The organism is Enterobacter sp. SCRI0065, from assembly GCF_059766475.1.
Genome location: NZ_JCBAJB010000002.1, coordinates 84790 through 99250 on the forward strand (window position 1 = coordinate 84790; position 14461 = coordinate 99250).

At 52.4% G+C, this 14461-nt stretch carries 25 protein-coding genes; 13 read left to right on the top strand and 12 right to left on the bottom strand.

The window, feature by feature from the left end:
* Positions 1 to 24 precede the first annotated feature (24 nt).
* Positions 25 to 1602 (top strand): glutamine-hydrolyzing GMP synthase, encoded by a 1578-nt coding sequence (gene guaA, locus AC6EMZ_RS06210; protein WP_498401562.1) that lies wholly within the window; start codon positions 25 to 27, stop codon positions 1600 to 1602.
* A gap of 192 nt (positions 1603 to 1794) precedes the next feature.
* The gene (locus AC6EMZ_RS06215) at positions 1795 to 3048 is read left to right on the top strand and encodes a tyrosine-type recombinase/integrase (protein WP_498401563.1); all 1254 of its coding nucleotides are present in this window, start codon (positions 1795 to 1797) and stop codon (positions 3046 to 3048) included.
* Between the two features lie 4 nt (positions 3049 to 3052).
* Here AC6EMZ_RS06215 and AC6EMZ_RS06220 read toward each other — a convergent pair whose 3' ends face one another.
* The 12 genes from AC6EMZ_RS06220 to AC6EMZ_RS06275 form a co-directional block, all read right to left on the bottom strand.
* Positions 3053 to 3595, bottom strand: a complete 543-nt coding sequence (locus tag AC6EMZ_RS06220; RefSeq protein ID WP_498401564.1) for a hypothetical protein — start codon at positions 3593 to 3595, stop codon at positions 3053 to 3055.
* On the bottom strand, positions 3592 to 4239 hold the full coding sequence (locus AC6EMZ_RS06225) for an MT-A70 family methyltransferase (RefSeq protein WP_498401565.1): 648 nt from the start codon (positions 4237 to 4239) through the stop codon (positions 3592 to 3594). The genes AC6EMZ_RS06220 and AC6EMZ_RS06225 overlap by 4 nt, the downstream gene beginning before the upstream one ends.
* On the bottom strand, positions 4236 to 4778 hold the full coding sequence (locus tag AC6EMZ_RS06230) for a hypothetical protein (RefSeq protein WP_498401566.1): 543 nt from the start codon (positions 4776 to 4778) through the stop codon (positions 4236 to 4238). The genes AC6EMZ_RS06225 and AC6EMZ_RS06230 overlap by 4 nt, the downstream gene beginning before the upstream one ends.
* Entirely contained in the window at positions 4775 to 4933 is a 159-nt protein-coding gene (locus AC6EMZ_RS06235; RefSeq protein WP_498401567.1) for a DUF1317 family protein, read from the bottom strand. Before AC6EMZ_RS06235 ends, AC6EMZ_RS06230 begins: the two co-directional genes overlap by 4 nt.
* Positions 4926 to 5225 carry a PerC family transcriptional regulator gene (locus AC6EMZ_RS06240; protein ID WP_498401568.1) on the bottom strand — a complete coding sequence of 100 codons (300 nt, stop codon included), beginning with the start codon at positions 5223 to 5225 and terminating at the stop codon, positions 4926 to 4928. Before AC6EMZ_RS06240 ends, AC6EMZ_RS06235 begins: the two co-directional genes overlap by 8 nt.
* A gap of 107 nt (positions 5226 to 5332) precedes the next feature.
* Positions 5333 to 5581, bottom strand: coding sequence for a helix-turn-helix transcriptional regulator (locus AC6EMZ_RS06245; RefSeq protein WP_498401569.1), 249 nt, complete (start codon positions 5579 to 5581; stop codon positions 5333 to 5335).
* A 48-nt stretch (positions 5582 to 5629) separates the two neighbouring features.
* Positions 5630 to 6496: a RecT family recombinase gene (locus AC6EMZ_RS06250; RefSeq protein ID WP_498401570.1), complete on the bottom strand. Its 867-nt coding sequence runs from the start codon at positions 6494 to 6496 to the stop codon at positions 5630 to 5632.
* Positions 6493 to 7314: a PD-(D/E)XK nuclease-like domain-containing protein gene (locus AC6EMZ_RS06255; RefSeq protein ID WP_498402290.1), complete on the bottom strand. Its 822-nt coding sequence runs from the start codon at positions 7312 to 7314 to the stop codon at positions 6493 to 6495. The genes AC6EMZ_RS06250 and AC6EMZ_RS06255 overlap by 4 nt, the downstream gene beginning before the upstream one ends.
* Complete coding sequence (locus tag AC6EMZ_RS06260) at positions 7314 to 7544, bottom strand: hypothetical protein (protein WP_498401571.1); 231 nt, start codon at positions 7542 to 7544, stop codon at positions 7314 to 7316. Before AC6EMZ_RS06260 ends, AC6EMZ_RS06255 begins: the two co-directional genes overlap by 1 nt.
* Entirely contained in the window at positions 7541 to 7843 is a 303-nt protein-coding gene (locus tag AC6EMZ_RS06265) for a hypothetical protein (RefSeq protein ID WP_498401572.1), read from the bottom strand. The genes AC6EMZ_RS06260 and AC6EMZ_RS06265 overlap by 4 nt, the downstream gene beginning before the upstream one ends.
* The gene (locus AC6EMZ_RS06270; protein ID WP_498401573.1) at positions 7840 to 7989 is read right to left on the bottom strand and encodes a hypothetical protein; all 150 of its coding nucleotides are present in this window, start codon (positions 7987 to 7989) and stop codon (positions 7840 to 7842) included. Before AC6EMZ_RS06270 ends, AC6EMZ_RS06265 begins: the two co-directional genes overlap by 4 nt.
* A 151-nt stretch (positions 7990 to 8140) precedes the next feature.
* Positions 8141 to 8725, bottom strand: a complete 585-nt coding sequence (locus AC6EMZ_RS06275) for a helix-turn-helix domain-containing protein (RefSeq protein WP_498401575.1) — start codon at positions 8723 to 8725, stop codon at positions 8141 to 8143.
* Positions 8726 to 8879: 154 nt separating this feature from the next.
* Here AC6EMZ_RS06275 and AC6EMZ_RS06280 point away from each other — a divergent pair, with 154 nt between their 5' ends.
* The 11 genes from AC6EMZ_RS06280 to AC6EMZ_RS06330 all read left to right on the top strand — a co-directional run bounded on the left by AC6EMZ_RS06280 (position 8880) and on the right by AC6EMZ_RS06330 (position 14424).
* Positions 8880 to 9110, top strand: coding sequence for a hypothetical protein (locus AC6EMZ_RS06280; RefSeq protein ID WP_498401576.1), 231 nt, complete (start codon positions 8880 to 8882; stop codon positions 9108 to 9110).
* A gap of 147 nt (positions 9111 to 9257) precedes the next feature.
* On the top strand, positions 9258 to 9461 hold the full coding sequence (locus AC6EMZ_RS06285; RefSeq protein ID WP_498401577.1) for a hypothetical protein: 204 nt from the start codon (positions 9258 to 9260) through the stop codon (positions 9459 to 9461).
* Positions 9458 to 10198: a hypothetical protein gene (locus tag AC6EMZ_RS06290; protein ID WP_498401578.1), complete on the top strand. Its 741-nt coding sequence runs from the start codon at positions 9458 to 9460 to the stop codon at positions 10196 to 10198. Before AC6EMZ_RS06285 ends, AC6EMZ_RS06290 begins: the two co-directional genes overlap by 4 nt.
* Positions 10198 to 11031 (top strand): DnaT-like ssDNA-binding domain-containing protein, encoded by an 834-nt coding sequence (locus AC6EMZ_RS06295; RefSeq protein ID WP_498401579.1) that lies wholly within the window; start codon positions 10198 to 10200, stop codon positions 11029 to 11031. The genes AC6EMZ_RS06290 and AC6EMZ_RS06295 overlap by 1 nt, the downstream gene beginning before the upstream one ends.
* 360 nt (positions 11032 to 11391) lie before the next feature.
* Complete coding sequence (locus AC6EMZ_RS06300; protein ID WP_498401580.1) at positions 11392 to 11736, top strand: DUF1064 domain-containing protein; 345 nt, start codon at positions 11392 to 11394, stop codon at positions 11734 to 11736.
* 61 nt (positions 11737 to 11797) lie between these two features.
* Entirely contained in the window at positions 11798 to 12352 is a 555-nt protein-coding gene (locus tag AC6EMZ_RS06305) for a hypothetical protein (protein ID WP_498401581.1), read from the top strand.
* A gap of 205 nt (positions 12353 to 12557) precedes the next feature.
* A complete protein-coding gene (locus AC6EMZ_RS06310; protein ID WP_498401582.1) occupies positions 12558 to 12896 on the top strand; it encodes a hypothetical protein in 339 nt (112 codons plus the stop codon).
* Complete coding sequence (locus tag AC6EMZ_RS06315; protein ID WP_498401583.1) at positions 12893 to 13291, top strand: hypothetical protein; 399 nt, start codon at positions 12893 to 12895, stop codon at positions 13289 to 13291. Before AC6EMZ_RS06310 ends, AC6EMZ_RS06315 begins: the two co-directional genes overlap by 4 nt.
* Before the next feature lie 70 nt (positions 13292 to 13361).
* Complete coding sequence (locus AC6EMZ_RS06320; protein ID WP_498401584.1) at positions 13362 to 13568, top strand: hypothetical protein; 207 nt, start codon at positions 13362 to 13364, stop codon at positions 13566 to 13568.
* Positions 13569 to 13760: 192 nt separating this feature from the next.
* The gene (locus AC6EMZ_RS06325) at positions 13761 to 14093 is read left to right on the top strand and encodes a hypothetical protein (RefSeq protein WP_498401585.1); all 333 of its coding nucleotides are present in this window, start codon (positions 13761 to 13763) and stop codon (positions 14091 to 14093) included.
* Positions 14086 to 14424 (top strand): hypothetical protein, encoded by a 339-nt coding sequence (locus tag AC6EMZ_RS06330; RefSeq protein ID WP_498401586.1) that lies wholly within the window; start codon positions 14086 to 14088, stop codon positions 14422 to 14424. Before AC6EMZ_RS06325 ends, AC6EMZ_RS06330 begins: the two co-directional genes overlap by 8 nt.
* Positions 14425 to 14461: the final 37 nt, after the last annotated feature.

Here is a 14461-nt window from a genome sequence, read left to right on the forward strand (position 1 = left end):
TCACTTGCCTCGGAATTATCGTCAATGACGGAAAATATTCATAAACATCGCATTCTTATCCTGGATTTCGGCTCTCAGTACACGCAACTGGTGGCACGTCGCGTACGTGAACTTGGCGTTTACTGTGAACTGTGGGCATGGGATGTCACGGAAGCCCAAATCCGTGAATTCAACCCAAGCGGTATTATTCTTTCTGGCGGCCCGGAAAGCACCACCGAAGACAACAGCCCGCGCGCACCGCAGTACGTGTTTGAAGCAGGCGTTCCGGTCTTCGGCGTATGCTACGGCATGCAGACTATGGCGATGCAGCTCGGCGGCCATGTTGAAGCCTCTAACGAGCGTGAATTTGGTTACGCGCAGGTCGAAGTACTGACCGACAGCGCCCTGGTTCGCGGTATCGAAGACTCCCTGACCCCAGAGGGTAAACCGCTGCTGGACGTGTGGATGAGCCACGGCGATAAAGTCACGGCTATTCCGTCCGACTTTGTGACCGTTGCCAGCACCGAGACCTGCCCGTTTGCCATTATGGCCAACGAAGAAAAACGCTTCTACGGCGTGCAGTTCCACCCAGAAGTGACCCACACCCGTCAGGGTATGCGCATGCTGGACCGCTTCGTACGCGATATTTGCCAGTGTGAAGCACTGTGGACCCCGGCCAAAATCATCGATGATGCCATTGAGCGTATCCGCAAGCAGGTTGGCGACGACAAAGTCATCCTCGGCCTGTCCGGTGGCGTTGACTCCTCCGTGACCGCGATGCTGCTGCACCGCGCCATCGGCAAAAACCTGACCTGCGTCTTCGTGGATAACGGCCTGCTGCGTCTGAACGAAGCTGAGCAGGTTATGGATATGTTCGGTGACCATTTTGGTCTGAACATCGTTCACGTCGAAGGTGAAGAACGTTTCCTGACCGCGCTGGCAGGCGAAAACGAACCAGAAGCCAAGCGTAAAATTATTGGACGCGTGTTTGTTGAAGTGTTCGACGAACAGGCGCTGCGTCTGCAAGACGTGAAATGGCTGGCGCAGGGCACCATCTATCCTGACGTGATCGAATCCGCAGCATCTGCTACCGGTAAAGCGCACGTGATCAAATCTCACCACAACGTGGGCGGCTTGCCGAAAGAGATGAAAATGGGCCTGGTTGAACCGCTGCGTGAGCTGTTTAAAGACGAAGTGCGTAAGATTGGCCTGGAGCTGGGTCTGCCGTACGACATGCTGTATCGTCACCCGTTCCCGGGGCCAGGTCTTGGTGTGCGCGTGCTGGGCGAAGTGAAGAAAGAGTACTGCGACCTGCTGCGTCGTGCGGATGCTATCTTCATTGAAGAACTGCACAAAGCTGACCTGTACAACAAAGTCAGCCAGGCGTTCACCGTGTTCCTGCCGGTACGTTCCGTCGGCGTGATGGGCGATGGCCGCAAGTACGACTGGGTGGTTTCCCTGCGTGCGGTAGAAACCATCGACTTCATGACCGCGCACTGGGCGCACCTGCCGTATGATTTCTTGGGCCGTGTGTCCAACCGCATCATCAATGAAGTCAATGGTATTTCGCGTGTCGTGTATGACATCAGCGGAAAGCCACCAGCGACGATTGAGTGGGAATGATGTATAGCTAGTTCATAGCTCATCATATCTATTCAGTATCATCTCTAACCCTCTGTAATCGCAGAGGGTTTTTGTTTATATCTACTCATATCTATTCACTCTACCTCATATTTTTCGTCGGTACGCGTGACGGTATTACCCTTTGGGTATACTCTCATACCGATAAAAACATGGATGCATTACGGGTGGATTGTGCTTACCGATACAAAACTCAAAAACCTCAAGCCGCAGGAAAAACTGTATAAGATCTCCGATCGTGACGGGCTATATGTCGCCGTGCTCACGTCAGGCTCTGTCTCGTTCCGCTACGACTACCGAATTAACGGCCGCCGTGAAACGCTGGTCATCGGCCAGTACGGTCGTGACGGTATGAGCCTGGCGGAAGCGCGAGACGAACTCATTGCCGCCAAAAAGCTGCTGAAGTCAGGCCAGTCACCGGCTGCGGCAAAGCGTGACGGTATTAAAAAGATCCGCGGGGCAGAGACGTTTGCGGTACATACCGACAGTTACATGAAACATATCGTCCTGGCGGAAAGCACCCGCGCCATGAAGCAATCAGTGATTGACCGCGATATCATGCCAGCGCTGGGCAACAAGATGATGTCCGAGATAACCACCGGTACGGTGAGAGATTTATGCGATCGTATCGTTGAGCGTGGTGGCCGCGCGACGGCAGTCCAGGCCAGGGAGATCATCAACAGCGTTTACCGGTACGCAAATGACCGTGGACATGGGCTATTTAACCCCGCCGCTGATATCAAACCATCCTCTATTGCAACATTCAAACCGCGTGAGAGAAGCCTTCAACCTGAAGAGATCGGTGTTCTGTTCCGTGCGCTCGATACCGTAAGCACATTCCCGACGCTCAGGCTGGCAGTAAAACTGATACTGATTACGCTGGTGAGGAAAAGCGAATTCACCAACGCCACCTGGAAGGAAGTCGATTTCAAAAAATCAACGTGGACGATTCCGGCGGAGCGCATGAAGGGTAGCCGCGCACATGTCATCTACCTGCCAAAGCAAGCGCAAGATCTGATGGTAGGACTGCAAATGTGCGCTGGTGGAAGTGACTTCCTGCTGCCAGGGCGGTACACATCAAGTAAGCCGTTGTCGAACGCCGCGCTTAACTCCGTGATTGACCGGGCTGTTGTCGCTGCAAAAAATGCAGGAGAGGAAATGGGTTCCCTTTCGGTTCACGACCTGCGGCGCACAGCCAGCACCCTGCTGCATGAGGCCGGTTATCCTTCAGACTGGATTGAAAAGGCACTGGCTCATGAGCAGAAGGGAGTGCGTGCGGTCTACAACAAAGCGGAGTATGCCAGGCAGCGAGCCTACATGTTGCAGCAGTGGGCTGATATGGTGGATTCATGGATTAACGGGGAGAGCACCGATCTGGTGCCGTTCTCCCCGTCTAAGTTTGAGAAGTGGATGGAAGGAAAGGATTAAGCGGCTAACCAATCTTAACGCCCGGGATGTTACCGGCAGCTATAGCATCGTAAATTGCTTCCGCTGTTTTGCTGGCATCTGTAACTAATAAGCAAGTTGCATCAATGGCACTAATTGCTGAGTCTCGTTTCTTATCTGCTTCTGAGCGGATAGGGCGGAATTCATCAGCCCAGAAAGGCCGAGTTGTCTTGTAGTCAAACACAAGTGCCTCATTCCATACTGATGCCTCATTACTACCATCAGGGCGGCTTGTGTACGCAACCGTTGCCTCAACCCATTCTCCTCCGGTATTAGCCTCTATGAGACACCCAACCGGAGGCAAACCATTGCCATCCCACACAGGCTTCAATGCTCTTAGTGCATCAAAATACTTTTCGCAGGTAACTTCTGCATCCATCCAGTCATCAGCCAGTTCGAGTCGATAGATGTATTCTCCACCACCTGCCTGATAAACGTAGCCACTGCAATTCTGAACCAGCAAAGGGATAACTCCTGGCCAGCCACCGCGCTTGGGTAATTCATCAACCAATATATCAATGAGCTTCATGCTGCACGCTCCCGGCCTTGATTGTCTGATGGTGACTGCGGCGCATTGCTGAATACCTGCGTCATTCCTGCGATATCCAGCGCGTATCCAGGGTTCAACTGCACCGCCGGCCCTTCGCACTGGTTGCCCCATACGTCGAAGCCATGTGATGACTGGCGGGCGAACAACTCAATGCGCGGCACATCGCCCAGAAGCTGCACAAGTTTCTCCCGGATTGCGTCAGGCTTGCGCGAGTTCTCCAGGCGCGGCGCCGTGACGTGCTGGCAGATTGAAGCATCCATGCGCGCCGGCAGCTTACCACGCGCCGCAAACAGGCAGTCTTCGCTGTTCGCCCGGGTCATGTGTCCCATGCCGATCGCGCTGTTGCCTTTGTGCTTATTGGTTTTGTGCCAGGTGAAACCCTTCATGGTCATCAGGCGAAAACCCCACGCTTCGATAACCTTCAGCGCCTCGACAGGCTGCGTCGGAACCCACCACATAGCAAGCAGACAGTTCTCAGCGGCCAGATCCCAAACTGGCAGACGGCAGATATCCTGCACAGTCATAACCGGGTATTTGAAACCGGCACCGCGCTCGCCATCGGCTGCTTTGTCGCGGTATACCCAAGGCGGATCGGCGTAAATAAGAGTGTATTTAACGGTCATGGTGCCACCATTCCATCTAACAGATTATGCTTTTTCTTAACCTCAGAAATAAGCGATCTCACGCGCTTCTCTTCATGAAAAAGCCTGTGGTAAAGGTCTTTACGCATATCGTCGTACTTGATCAGCTTTTCGTAATCCCAGTACGGGTAAACGCAGCCGGTGTAGGAATCACGCAAGGTCTGGTAATCTTCAGGCGTTATAGCCATTCCGCCAGAGAATACGTAACACTTCTTGAGCGATTCAAGGTCGCATGCGGTTACACTTTGGTGTTCGGAAAGGCAGCCTGACCACCAGTGATCTTTAACTTTTCTTTGGCTTCCATCCCGCATATTTAGCGTCATCTCGCTCCCAGCAAACGCTTTGAAGGATGAGCTTGCTGGTGAATAAAACAATGGGCGCTTAAATGGACCGTCACTTCCGATTAAATCTCTTCCAATCTCGTCATAGACAAAATTTAGCGGACGGTTTAACACCAAAGCTTCACCGCTGTTGAAATGGACTACAGCAACAACCTTAATCTCTACAATTTCGCGCTTCATGCCGCCACCTTCTTACTGTTAAGTTTCTCAGCCAGGCGCTGAGCCTTCAATGGATTCTGGATAACCAGGCCGCCTGGCGCTAACCACCCTCGGCGCAGGGTTGAATAAACCAGCGTGATACTGCCGACGCGGATACTGTCGTGTGGGCTAGTCATAAACCACCCCCCGACATCCGATCCCGCTGTATTCACCCTTGCGCGCGTGATTACCCCATGAGATGCATCGCTCACGGCGCACTACGATACGGGCACGCTCTACCTCTCCGATTGCAACGTCAAGGCACTGAAGCCAGAGCCGGGCAGCAATACGATACTGCCCGCGCTTCTCGCGTTCTATTGCGCGGTGTTCGATCTCCAGCGCTTCGGCGGTAACAGCAATAACTTTCTCGGTTCCGCGTTGCGTGGCCTTGTTCATGTGATGCTTTTCCAGTCGGGTTAATTTTTCCATTTTCCGGACCTCTTAACTGATTACTGACGCCAGCCACATCAGGTAGGCGATCACGGCCAGATACAGGTACAGATCTGACCATTTGTCGATGTGCTTTTTCAGCGACATCATGCTGCGTTACTCACCGGTCGATACGCGCGCATCTCAACAGGCGGCTTTTTTCCGGTGTAGGCCGTAGTGCTTTTGGCCTGGCGCTGATCAAGCCAGCGTTCAATCTCTTCCGAGTTCCACGCACAGCGGCGGTCAGTAATCCAGAAGCGAGCAGGGAAATCGCCTGCGGCTTCTAGTCTGTCGATAGTGCTCCATGACAGTGGCACCACCGCCAGGAGTTCCTTCTTACCCATTGCACCTTTCATAAAACCTCACTTGGTTGCAGGTGTGGCGCCGTGGCGCCACGGTGGTGATTACATTGGTACTTCGTTCAGTTCATCGCGGCGGATGCTGTAAACGTCGGTAGCTTTCGCCAGACGCTCATCATCGTGCGCCAGATTTTTGGCAACGTACTTGTAGGCCCTATCCAGATCCGCGATGGTGTTGAAGTTCATTGCGGCATCGGTAAACGCATTCAGCATTTCGTCCGGGTCGCGGTCGTCTGCCTTTTTGGTCTGCTCCGGTTTAGCATTGATCAGCGCATTCATCCCGGATGCAGTAGCAGGTGCTGGCGTAACGTCACGCTCAACACGCGGCGCCGCCTCCTGCAACTCGTCAGGGGTGTACACGCCAAGAAGCACATCAGGAGCGTGGAGTCGAGACCAGCGCTTAACGCACAGGTAAGCCAGTTGCTGGCGCGGATCCTGCTCCCACAGCGGCGAGTTACGGACTCCTGCCTGCTGCATGCTGATGGTCAGCGTGCGAGGTTCTGATTCACCTTTCAGCGTTGCCCACACAGTTACCGTCAGACCAGGTGATTTATCGTTCTTGCCATTAACGTTTGACCAGTCACCATCCCAGCGATAATTCAGACGGGTGGCCAGCAGGTTTGATGACGACACAACTGCGTTAACCAGTTGAGCTTCATAGCCAAGAGTGCCGTTCACCACATGCGTTTTTTGCGCCACGGCGAACGGGTTCATTCCCCACTGCGCCGCCTGCATAGTCACGGCCAGACAGTCAGCAGGCTTTCCTGCCAGGTGTGCGGGAATGGTAGCCTTGCTCTGCGCCATCAGGTCAGCGAATTTCACCAGCTGATTCATTCCTTCCGGGCTGAAAATTGCTGCAGCGGTGCCGACAGTGGCGTTATGCTGCGATGTGATTGCGATGTCGTTGCTCATACGTACATATCCTGTTTGCGTGCCCACTCAGGGCGTTTAATAATTTCAAATCCGCCCCAGTCATCCGTTTCACGGCACTGATGGAAGGTATTCAGATCGCGGCGGAACAGCGCATACCCTGCGTCAACATCTGGCGCATCCAGCTCGAACACGCGAACCGGGTAACGACCGCAGTCGATGGTTTCGCTAACCGCCAGGAAGAAGAATCCGTGCGTCTCTTCAGTCGTTCGCAGTGCGCCTTCACGATAAAATGCATCCTGGACGTGATAGCGGAACTCTTCGATGTGCCGCGCAAAGCGATCCATGTCGGCAACTTTCTTCACGTCCAGCAGCACCGGGTGATTCTTCAGGCGCTTGTCCGGGCGAATCCGGCAAAGTTCGCCAGTCTCCGGATCCTTCCAGTAGTGCGATGCTTCGCAGTAACCTTCCGCCTCAAGCATCCATCGCGCCGCCGGGTGTGCCATCGCGCTGTCGCGCATCAGTTGCAACTGTCTGTCCTGCTCGGCTTCCATAACTGTTTTACCGCTTCCTTCGCAGTCTTTGAGGAATGCGGCTTCATCAGCCTTTCCCTTATTGGTGCGTCTGTTAAACGCTGGCGCCACAATGAAGCGCTTATCGAATTCTTCAGGCTCCAGAAGAAGGCAGTGCAGGGCGGTTCCCATGTCCAGCGCCTTCAGCTTTTCGGTGTCGACCGGTGCTGATTTCTGCCACTGCAACAGGGCCGGGCTAAGCGCCACCATATCCAGCTGCGACTTACTCACGCCGTCACCGCCGTGGTAGTCCTCGTTACTGATATCGAAATAGATTCCTGGTTTCATCATTCCTCCCGCGCCCTCAGCATTGCGTTTGCTATGCGGTATGCCCTGCGAGCAAATTCATCAGAATCGAAGTTCATTCCGATTGGATACACCTGATGGCTTGCGAGAAGGCCTTGCATCGCCTTTGCAGCGAAGTAGTCGCGCAGCAGAAGGCCCTCGGTACGCACGTTTTCATTAAGCCAGTTGACTTCGGTGGTTGGGTGAACCGTTAGTAACTTTTCTTTGCTCATGCTGCGTCCCTCGCGCTGTCGATCTGGTCAGCCAGGTCAAGACTGGCAACGATACCCGTCAACTCGCGCTTAAATGCGGACATCAACTCTTCGAACTCGCAACTTTCGCTCGCAGCTTCCAGAATTTCAGGGCGAACGCCGACGCGCAGCAATGAGCGCTTGAATGATTCGTCAAGCTCGGTACTGCTCACCGCATCAATCAATTCGACGTGGCGGGCATACAGGTTTGATGACAGCTGATAGTCATTACTGAACTGCGCTGCGATAACCTTCAGGTTGTTAAATTGCTGAATGTTCACTTGCTCACCCCCATATCCATTTCAGTTTTTGCCGCCAGCTTGGTCACAAAAGCCCAGCTAATGGCCTCTTGCAGTGTGCGGAACTTGCTGCTCATCAGCCCGCACGCCGTAACGCAGTACCAACCGTTGATGATTTTCCACTGCATAATTCGTTACCTCAGTGTTACCGTTGAGGTAATAATTATCCTTATGTGGTTTGATGTCAATAGATATGATTATAAAAAATTACCTGTTAGGTAATTATTAAGGGCGCAAAAAAGCCGCTCAATGGCGGCTTAGTGTTTGAAAGTTAACGGTTTATTCTTGATTTTTATCGTTCTGCGCAATCACGAAATTGATGTAGCTTTCAATCTTGTCTTTCTCGCCAGCAGGTAATGATGCGTAGCGCGCACGGTCATATTTGATATTCTCCGGGTCCTGAGGATGAATAAGCAGTTCGTAACCATGCCTCCCGAACGGCGCAGCAATAGACTCCAGCGTAGCGATTGATACGCTAACCTCATTATTCAGCATGCGGTTTATTGTTGCCTGGGCGATCCCGGATGCTTTATGCAGCTTACCCTGGGATGACAGATGGAGACTCTCACGCATCCAGCGCTCAAGGTTCTGAGCTGCCAACTGGCCGATATCGGTCGGACCAATAGGAGAGTAACCTTCCTGAGAGAACGAGTGGTCTATATCAAGCCAGTTGCGCGGCTTGTTCGCTGCAACCTCAATTTTACGGGCCACCTGGTCGCCGATAACCTTTTTACCCAGCACCCAACGGTTCACTAAATTCGCCTGAGTCTCCATTCTTTCCGCCAGACGCGTCTGCACTCCGTTAAATTCACGGTCAATGAGGTCGCTTAAATTTTTAATGCGGATGTCCTGAATGCTTTTCATGCTGAGGTAAATCGCTCCATATATGAATCGTTTAGAGTAAACATTAAAAGCGAAATTACCCCACAGGTAAATGCACCTCATAGGTAACAAACCTTGATTTTTATTACCTTCTGGGTGAATATTTGTTATCTGAAATTAATATCAGGCAATAGCTATGAGCGAGAACGAAAAATTCGACTTCAAAAAGAACTGGCTTCAGCTCACACCTGATGAGCGAAAAGCCTTTGCAAATGAGGCGGGAACGACAAGCCACTACATCCAGACACACCTTACAGGTCGCCGCAAGATGCCAGGTAAGACATTGATGAGCGGGCTATTTAAAGCATGTAAACAACGTGGATGGGTCAGGACAAAGCCAGAGCTCGCCGTCTTCTTCTACGAATAAAACCCTCTCAAGAACCCCATCAGACCGCCGCCTGGCGGTCTTTTCATATCTATTCGCACCTCTTGGGTAATTATTATCCATATATGGTTGATCTTTTTTCGTCCTTGGCTGAAAATCACCAAAGATAAATATCAAAGAGAGGTGCAAATGGAACGAATCACACAGCGCGAGGCTCTCGATTTGGGTCGCACTCGCTTCTATACCGGCAAGCAATGCGTGCATGGCCATAACAGCGAAAGGTACACGCTTAGCGGTGAGTGCGTGCAGTGCAACAACGAACGGGCGCGACGTCAGCAGCAGTTGCGATCAGCGAAAATGAAAGAGGCCCGCAAGGCCAGGGCGGAAGCATGAAAGAGCGCGGAATGATTTTTAACGGCGAGATGGTGCGAGCCATTCTCGACGGACGCAAGACGCAGACGCGGCGCATCATGAAGGGTCAGCCATCTGATGGGTTCCACCCAACTCATAATGGTTGCGAACTGGATTTAAACGCCCACTGGTACACCCCTGGTGTGGTTGATAAAAACGGCTATTTGCAGCCTGCAAAGAAAGATGTATTTGGCGTTGCTGATGAAACTGAAGGCTACACTTGCCCATTCGGTGCAGTCGGCGACCGCATCTGGGTGCGCGAAACGTGGGGCGTCGTTAGCCACGAACTGGATGAAGATGGTCGCATTCAGCCATGGAATCCTGACCGCCCTGCAACGGCGATTCAAGAAATGCCATTTGGTAATGGTTATTACTCCGGTCACGCCATCTACGCAGCAGATGGAGATTTTACCTGGGGTGATGAAGATGGCTATGAAGATGGTCGCTCGTGCTGGAAACCATCCATCCACATGCCTCGCGCAGCCTGCCGCATTCTGCTGGAAATAACCAATTTGCGCGTAGAACGATTAGCCAGCGTTAGCGATGAAGATGCTGGGAAAGAAGGTTATCCGGCCAGTCCAGCACCCTACGGCGGCGGCATGGATAAATGGCTGTGGTTCCGCCAGTTGTGGGACGGAATTTACCCGGAGCAAGGCTTCAAGCACAACCCTTGGGTCTGGGTAATCGAATTTAAGGTAGTTTCCAGCGGAGGTGTTTGATGGCCGGTGACTGGATCAAAATGCGTGCTGATTTGCACACTCACCCGAAAGTTGTCCGCATTGCGTCCGCATTGAAAGCGGACAGATTGCGGATAGTTGGCGGACTACATTCCGCATGGTGTCTTTTCGATGTCCACTCTGTTGACGGTTTTCTTGACGGATACAGTCCGGAAACAATCGACGACCTGATCGGCTTCCCTGGATTTGCTCGGGCAATGATGGCTGTCGGATGGCTTGAGCAAGATGGTGAAAGCCTAGTAATGCCGCGCTTTGAGGCCCATAACGGGCAGTCTGCGAAGCGCCGCGCACAGGACGCAGACAGGAAGAGAAACGTCCGCAAAACGTCCGCACCAGAAGCGGACAAAAAGCGGACCAGAGAAGAGAAGAGAAGAGAAGATCTAAAAGATAAAACCCCACACACAGGCGACGAGAAATTTCAGCCTGTGGATAACTTTCATGGAGACGACGAACCAGATCCTGATGCCAACAACTCTGTACTGAATGGCTACGTCCCACCTGGTGGAATGGGTGAGTTTGGAAAGTTCCAGATGCATGACGACTGGAAACCGGATCCAGAATTCATCCAGCGAGCTGCGCTATGGGGCATACCCCTGAAAACGGATATCTCGGCGTCCGAACTGGCAGACTTCATCACGTACTGGAAAGCGGAGGGCAAGGCATTCCATCACGACCAGTGGCAGCAGAAGCTGGCAAGGAGTGTTCAGCAGTCCAGGGCGCGACCAGCGGTCCAGCCGCAGCGGAGGGATATCAACGAAGTGCCTGAACCTGACAAGGCCATACCGCAGGGGTTCAGGGGCTATCGGGCTCCATAGCAGCACATGGCGCGGCAGCGCATTTTTTTACGCCTGCATAATTACCTGCAAGGTAACAAATAATGCGCATAGCTATTGATTTTAACCCGTATGTGGTTTTAAATTACCTTAGAGGTAATCGGAGGCTGAAATGCACCCAATTGAATTTATCGAAAAGAACATCCGCGCCTACCTGCTGAATGAGGGATTTTCGCAATCAGTAGCTCAGGGGGGGGGCAAACGCCGCGGTTGATTTTTACCGACGCTCATCTCAACCAACAGTGAAGAGCAAAGGGATTTTTGAAGACTGCCTGCGAGAGGCAAAGTTTTACGCCAAGTACAGCGGTGATGAACCGGAAAAATCCACCAAGGGGAAAGGTAATGCGAAAAGGTCTTCAGGCGCTGGGAAGGTTAAAAACAGGCCAGATGAACAAAACAGAGGCGGCCTACTGTGAGCAACTCGAACTGCGTAAGCATTCCGGGGAAATAGCCTGGTATCGGTTCGAAGGTATCAAGCTGCGCCTGGCTGATAACACGTTCTACACGCCTGACTTCGCAGTGATGCTTGCCAGCGGTGAGATGGAGCTGCACGAAGTGAAAGGTTTCTGGACCGACGACGCCAGGGTGAAAACTAAAGTCGCAGCAGATCAGTATCCGTTCCGCATCATCGGCGTGACTGTGAAGCCGAAGAAAGCCGGTGGCGGGTGGAATGTTGAAGTGTTCTAAATCGATGATCCTTTTTGATATCAAAGTAATCAATAACTTAAACGGGTAAGCGGGGGTAAAAATGAAACCGAGTTATGAAGAACTGGAAGATCAACTGAACAGGTCCAGACGTATTTGCGATGCTGCACTGGCTAATGAGCGAGTGTGGGAAATGGCGATGATGCAGGCTTGCGGTGAAGACGGCCCTAAGTCAGTTGCTGAAAAGTTTGCCGACCTCCAGTCCCAACTCACAGCCCTCACAAGTCAGTTAGAGAGCGTTGTTGCTGAGAATGCGGCGCGTAAATCCGAAGTGCCACTCGGTGCTATTGAGAATGGGCGAGCTTTCGCTGATCGGCTGGCGGCGTACCCATTCGAATGCCAGGGTGGGAACCTCAGCATGTGTAGCGACTGGCAAGAACTTATTTGCTGCTTCGAGCATCTTGCCGAATGGGCTATGCACGGTCAGGACGAAACCCCAGCCACCTCCGCATTTCTTGCCGAAGTGCGGGCACAGGGTGTGGATCAATTCAAAGAGTACATGCGAACCATTGGCTATCCGTGGGAAGGCGATTGGCACGGTATTGGCAGAATGACAGATAAATTCGCAGCCAAGCTTCGCCAGGGAGGTGCAGAGTGAGCAAGCCAGCCGATGAAGAAATCATCCAGTTACTGGCTGATTACGGGAATTGCATGACCTATTTCGTTACTAACGTTCTCCGACGCAAGTATTGGCCTCTAGATACCGCATATATATTGCGCAGACTTAAAAAACTGGAAGCTGAAGGGAAAGTGCGGCGCGTTAAAAGCAATTACAAAACTCAAATTTGCTGGGAGGCATCCCAATGAGCATCGACCCACATAGTCAGCGTGAATCCGAACTCCTTGAACTTAACGAGTTGTTGCGCGGCAAGGTGAAGCAACTTGAAGAAAAGCTATGGGATACGGACCAGCTGCGCAAGGTTCACAGTGAAAAATCATTTGAGCTTGAAGGCAAGGTTAGAGACCTGGAAGCTCAGAACCAGAAAGATTTTGTATGGCGTGGCGAGGAAATTGGCAGGCTCAATGATGAAGGCGGTTGGGATGGTGAGATTCCTATTGGCTGGGACACTATCAAGCGAATTCATGAGGCTGCGGTAGAGGCTTGCGCACTTCCAGTAGCACCGCAGCAGGAGGCTGAATGATGGACGATATCAGCGATAACGTAGTGCAACTGGTGCAGCCAAAGCCGGAGGAGGAAAATCCGCTCAGCGTGGCAGTCTCGAACGAAAAAACTTCCCTCCAGAAGCGCTGCACTCATCCACGAACAGAAATATGTGAAACAGACAGAACCTTTCAGTGCTTGAGCTGTGGTGCATATATCGATCCGTTCGAATACGTCCTGAGTTGCGCTAAAGACGCCAGGCACACCGTGAAGGAAATAACTGAGCTTCGGTCTCGTCGTACTGAGCTGCGCGAGTCTGTAGCCAACCTGGAACGCGAAGAGAAGAATGCAAAGTCACGCTTACGCTCTGCAAGAACGTCAATCCTGTTCGCAGAGAACGATCTGAAGGATACCGAACAAGGAGTGAAGAGGTGATGCCTAACCCATTCGACTTCGTGATGTTCGTGCTGCTCACCTGGGGCGTAATTGACCAGGTGAGGCTGCCATGGTGAGCAAACTCAAACAGCGGCGCTTGCGCCGCCTTAAATCCGATGTTGCCTGGTGGATGGCCGAAGCGCAGGACTGGAAGGATATCGCGCTGGAGCACGCAGCTGAGATAGACAGACTCAAGAAGCTGGTTATCCGCGTGCCGATGCCGGTGGTGGTCCCCGAGTCCGTAGCTGATGAGCTGAAATTGAGAGAGGTGGTGTGATGGATAAGTGTCAGGGTATTTTCGGAAAATTGTTCGGGCACTCATATCGCCCGGCTATCACCAGGGGGGCGCCATCTTCTTTAAAAATTGGAGAGGTTGAGGGAAGTAGCAGCTCAGTCATCGAGCTGATCAACAGTACCAGGCCAGAGGAATTTCACGGTATTTACTGCAAGCGTTGCGGGAAGGTGATCGATGGTTAACGTAACTCAGGAATCACTGACCGCGCGAATTGCGGAACTGGAATCAGGTCAGCGGTCGCTGAAAGAGGAATTCGCTCTGGAGGCATATCGGATGCTGCTGCCTTTCGTGACGCTCGACCCGAATGAATTTATTGAGGTATCAAAGCCTGTATTTCATGAATCGCTGAATGCGATCAAAACTAAATGCTCCCATCCAAACATGGATGATATCGCGTTTGAGATTAATGGCTCACCGGTAGCTTACATCATCGGGAAACGGGAACGTTGCGATAAGGAGAAATTCCGCATTCTCAGGAAATACGTGCTGGCGGTGAATCATGGCTAAGACCGCAGCAGAACGTAAAGCAGCGCAGCGTGCCCGTCAGGCTACCGCCGGTGAGCGCAAGATTGAATTGCAGCTCGATACGCAGGAGATGGAGATGCTGGCGCGGAACTGCGCCGGTCGACGCCCTGGCCGTGAGCCATACGAGCTGAGCGAGTACATCGCACTGCTAATCCGCCAGGATGATGCGCGGGTACGTGGCCGCGTGAAGGCAATCAGTGCGAACCGCTGTGGGAGATGCGGCGATAAATTGCCAGTCTCTGACTGCTGCCTGAAAGAAGAGGATTCCTGCTGGGCCAGACTTGGCTGGCATGAGACAAAGTTAGTGGTATGACATGTCACGATACAGGTGATTACCCGCAATGGCCGCC

What these genes read in the sequence shown, in the direction of transcription:
- guaA (WP_498401562.1), top strand. Translation starts at nt 25, where the DNA reads ATGACGGAAAATATTCATAAACATCGCATTCTTATCCTGGATTTCGGC.
- AC6EMZ_RS06220 (WP_498401564.1), bottom strand. Translation starts at nt 3,595, where the DNA reads ATGAAGCTCATTGATATATTGGTTGATGAATTACCCAAGCGCGGTGGC.
- AC6EMZ_RS06225 (WP_498401565.1), bottom strand. Translation starts at nt 4,239, where the DNA reads ATGACCGTTAAATACACTCTTATTTACGCCGATCCGCCTTGGGTATAC.
- AC6EMZ_RS06230 (WP_498401566.1), bottom strand. Translation starts at nt 4,778, where the DNA reads ATGAAGCGCGAAATTGTAGAGATTAAGGTTGTTGCTGTAGTCCATTTC.
- AC6EMZ_RS06235 (WP_498401567.1), bottom strand. Translation starts at nt 4,933, where the DNA reads ATGACTAGCCCACACGACAGTATCCGCGTCGGCAGTATCACGCTGGTT.
- AC6EMZ_RS06240 (WP_498401568.1), bottom strand. Translation starts at nt 5,225, where the DNA reads ATGGAAAAATTAACCCGACTGGAAAAGCATCACATGAACAAGGCCACG.
- AC6EMZ_RS06245 (WP_498401569.1), bottom strand. Translation starts at nt 5,581, where the DNA reads ATGAAAGGTGCAATGGGTAAGAAGGAACTCCTGGCGGTGGTGCCACTG.
- AC6EMZ_RS06250 (WP_498401570.1), bottom strand. Translation starts at nt 6,496, where the DNA reads ATGAGCAACGACATCGCAATCACATCGCAGCATAACGCCACTGTCGGC.
- AC6EMZ_RS06255 (WP_498402290.1), bottom strand. Translation starts at nt 7,314, where the DNA reads ATGAAACCAGGAATCTATTTCGATATCAGTAACGAGGACTACCACGGC.
- AC6EMZ_RS06260 (WP_498401571.1), bottom strand. Translation starts at nt 7,544, where the DNA reads ATGAGCAAAGAAAAGTTACTAACGGTTCACCCAACCACCGAAGTCAAC.
- AC6EMZ_RS06270 (WP_498401573.1), bottom strand. Translation starts at nt 7,989, where the DNA reads ATGCAGTGGAAAATCATCAACGGTTGGTACTGCGTTACGGCGTGCGGG.
- AC6EMZ_RS06275 (WP_498401575.1), bottom strand. Translation starts at nt 8,725, where the DNA reads ATGAAAAGCATTCAGGACATCCGCATTAAAAATTTAAGCGACCTCATT.
- AC6EMZ_RS06280 (WP_498401576.1), top strand. Translation starts at nt 8,880, where the DNA reads ATGAGCGAGAACGAAAAATTCGACTTCAAAAAGAACTGGCTTCAGCTC.
- AC6EMZ_RS06285 (WP_498401577.1), top strand. Translation starts at nt 9,258, where the DNA reads ATGGAACGAATCACACAGCGCGAGGCTCTCGATTTGGGTCGCACTCGC.
- AC6EMZ_RS06290 (WP_498401578.1), top strand. Translation starts at nt 9,458, where the DNA reads ATGAAAGAGCGCGGAATGATTTTTAACGGCGAGATGGTGCGAGCCATT.
- AC6EMZ_RS06295 (WP_498401579.1), top strand. Translation starts at nt 10,198, where the DNA reads ATGGCCGGTGACTGGATCAAAATGCGTGCTGATTTGCACACTCACCCG.
- AC6EMZ_RS06300 (WP_498401580.1), top strand. Translation starts at nt 11,392, where the DNA reads ATGCGAAAAGGTCTTCAGGCGCTGGGAAGGTTAAAAACAGGCCAGATG.
- AC6EMZ_RS06305 (WP_498401581.1), top strand. Translation starts at nt 11,798, where the DNA reads ATGAAACCGAGTTATGAAGAACTGGAAGATCAACTGAACAGGTCCAGA.
- AC6EMZ_RS06310 (WP_498401582.1), top strand. Translation starts at nt 12,558, where the DNA reads ATGAGCATCGACCCACATAGTCAGCGTGAATCCGAACTCCTTGAACTT.
- AC6EMZ_RS06315 (WP_498401583.1), top strand. Translation starts at nt 12,893, where the DNA reads ATGATGGACGATATCAGCGATAACGTAGTGCAACTGGTGCAGCCAAAG.
- AC6EMZ_RS06320 (WP_498401584.1), top strand. Translation starts at nt 13,362, where the DNA reads ATGGTGAGCAAACTCAAACAGCGGCGCTTGCGCCGCCTTAAATCCGAT.
- AC6EMZ_RS06325 (WP_498401585.1), top strand. Translation starts at nt 13,761, where the DNA reads ATGGTTAACGTAACTCAGGAATCACTGACCGCGCGAATTGCGGAACTG.
- AC6EMZ_RS06330 (WP_498401586.1), top strand. Translation starts at nt 14,086, where the DNA reads ATGGCTAAGACCGCAGCAGAACGTAAAGCAGCGCAGCGTGCCCGTCAG.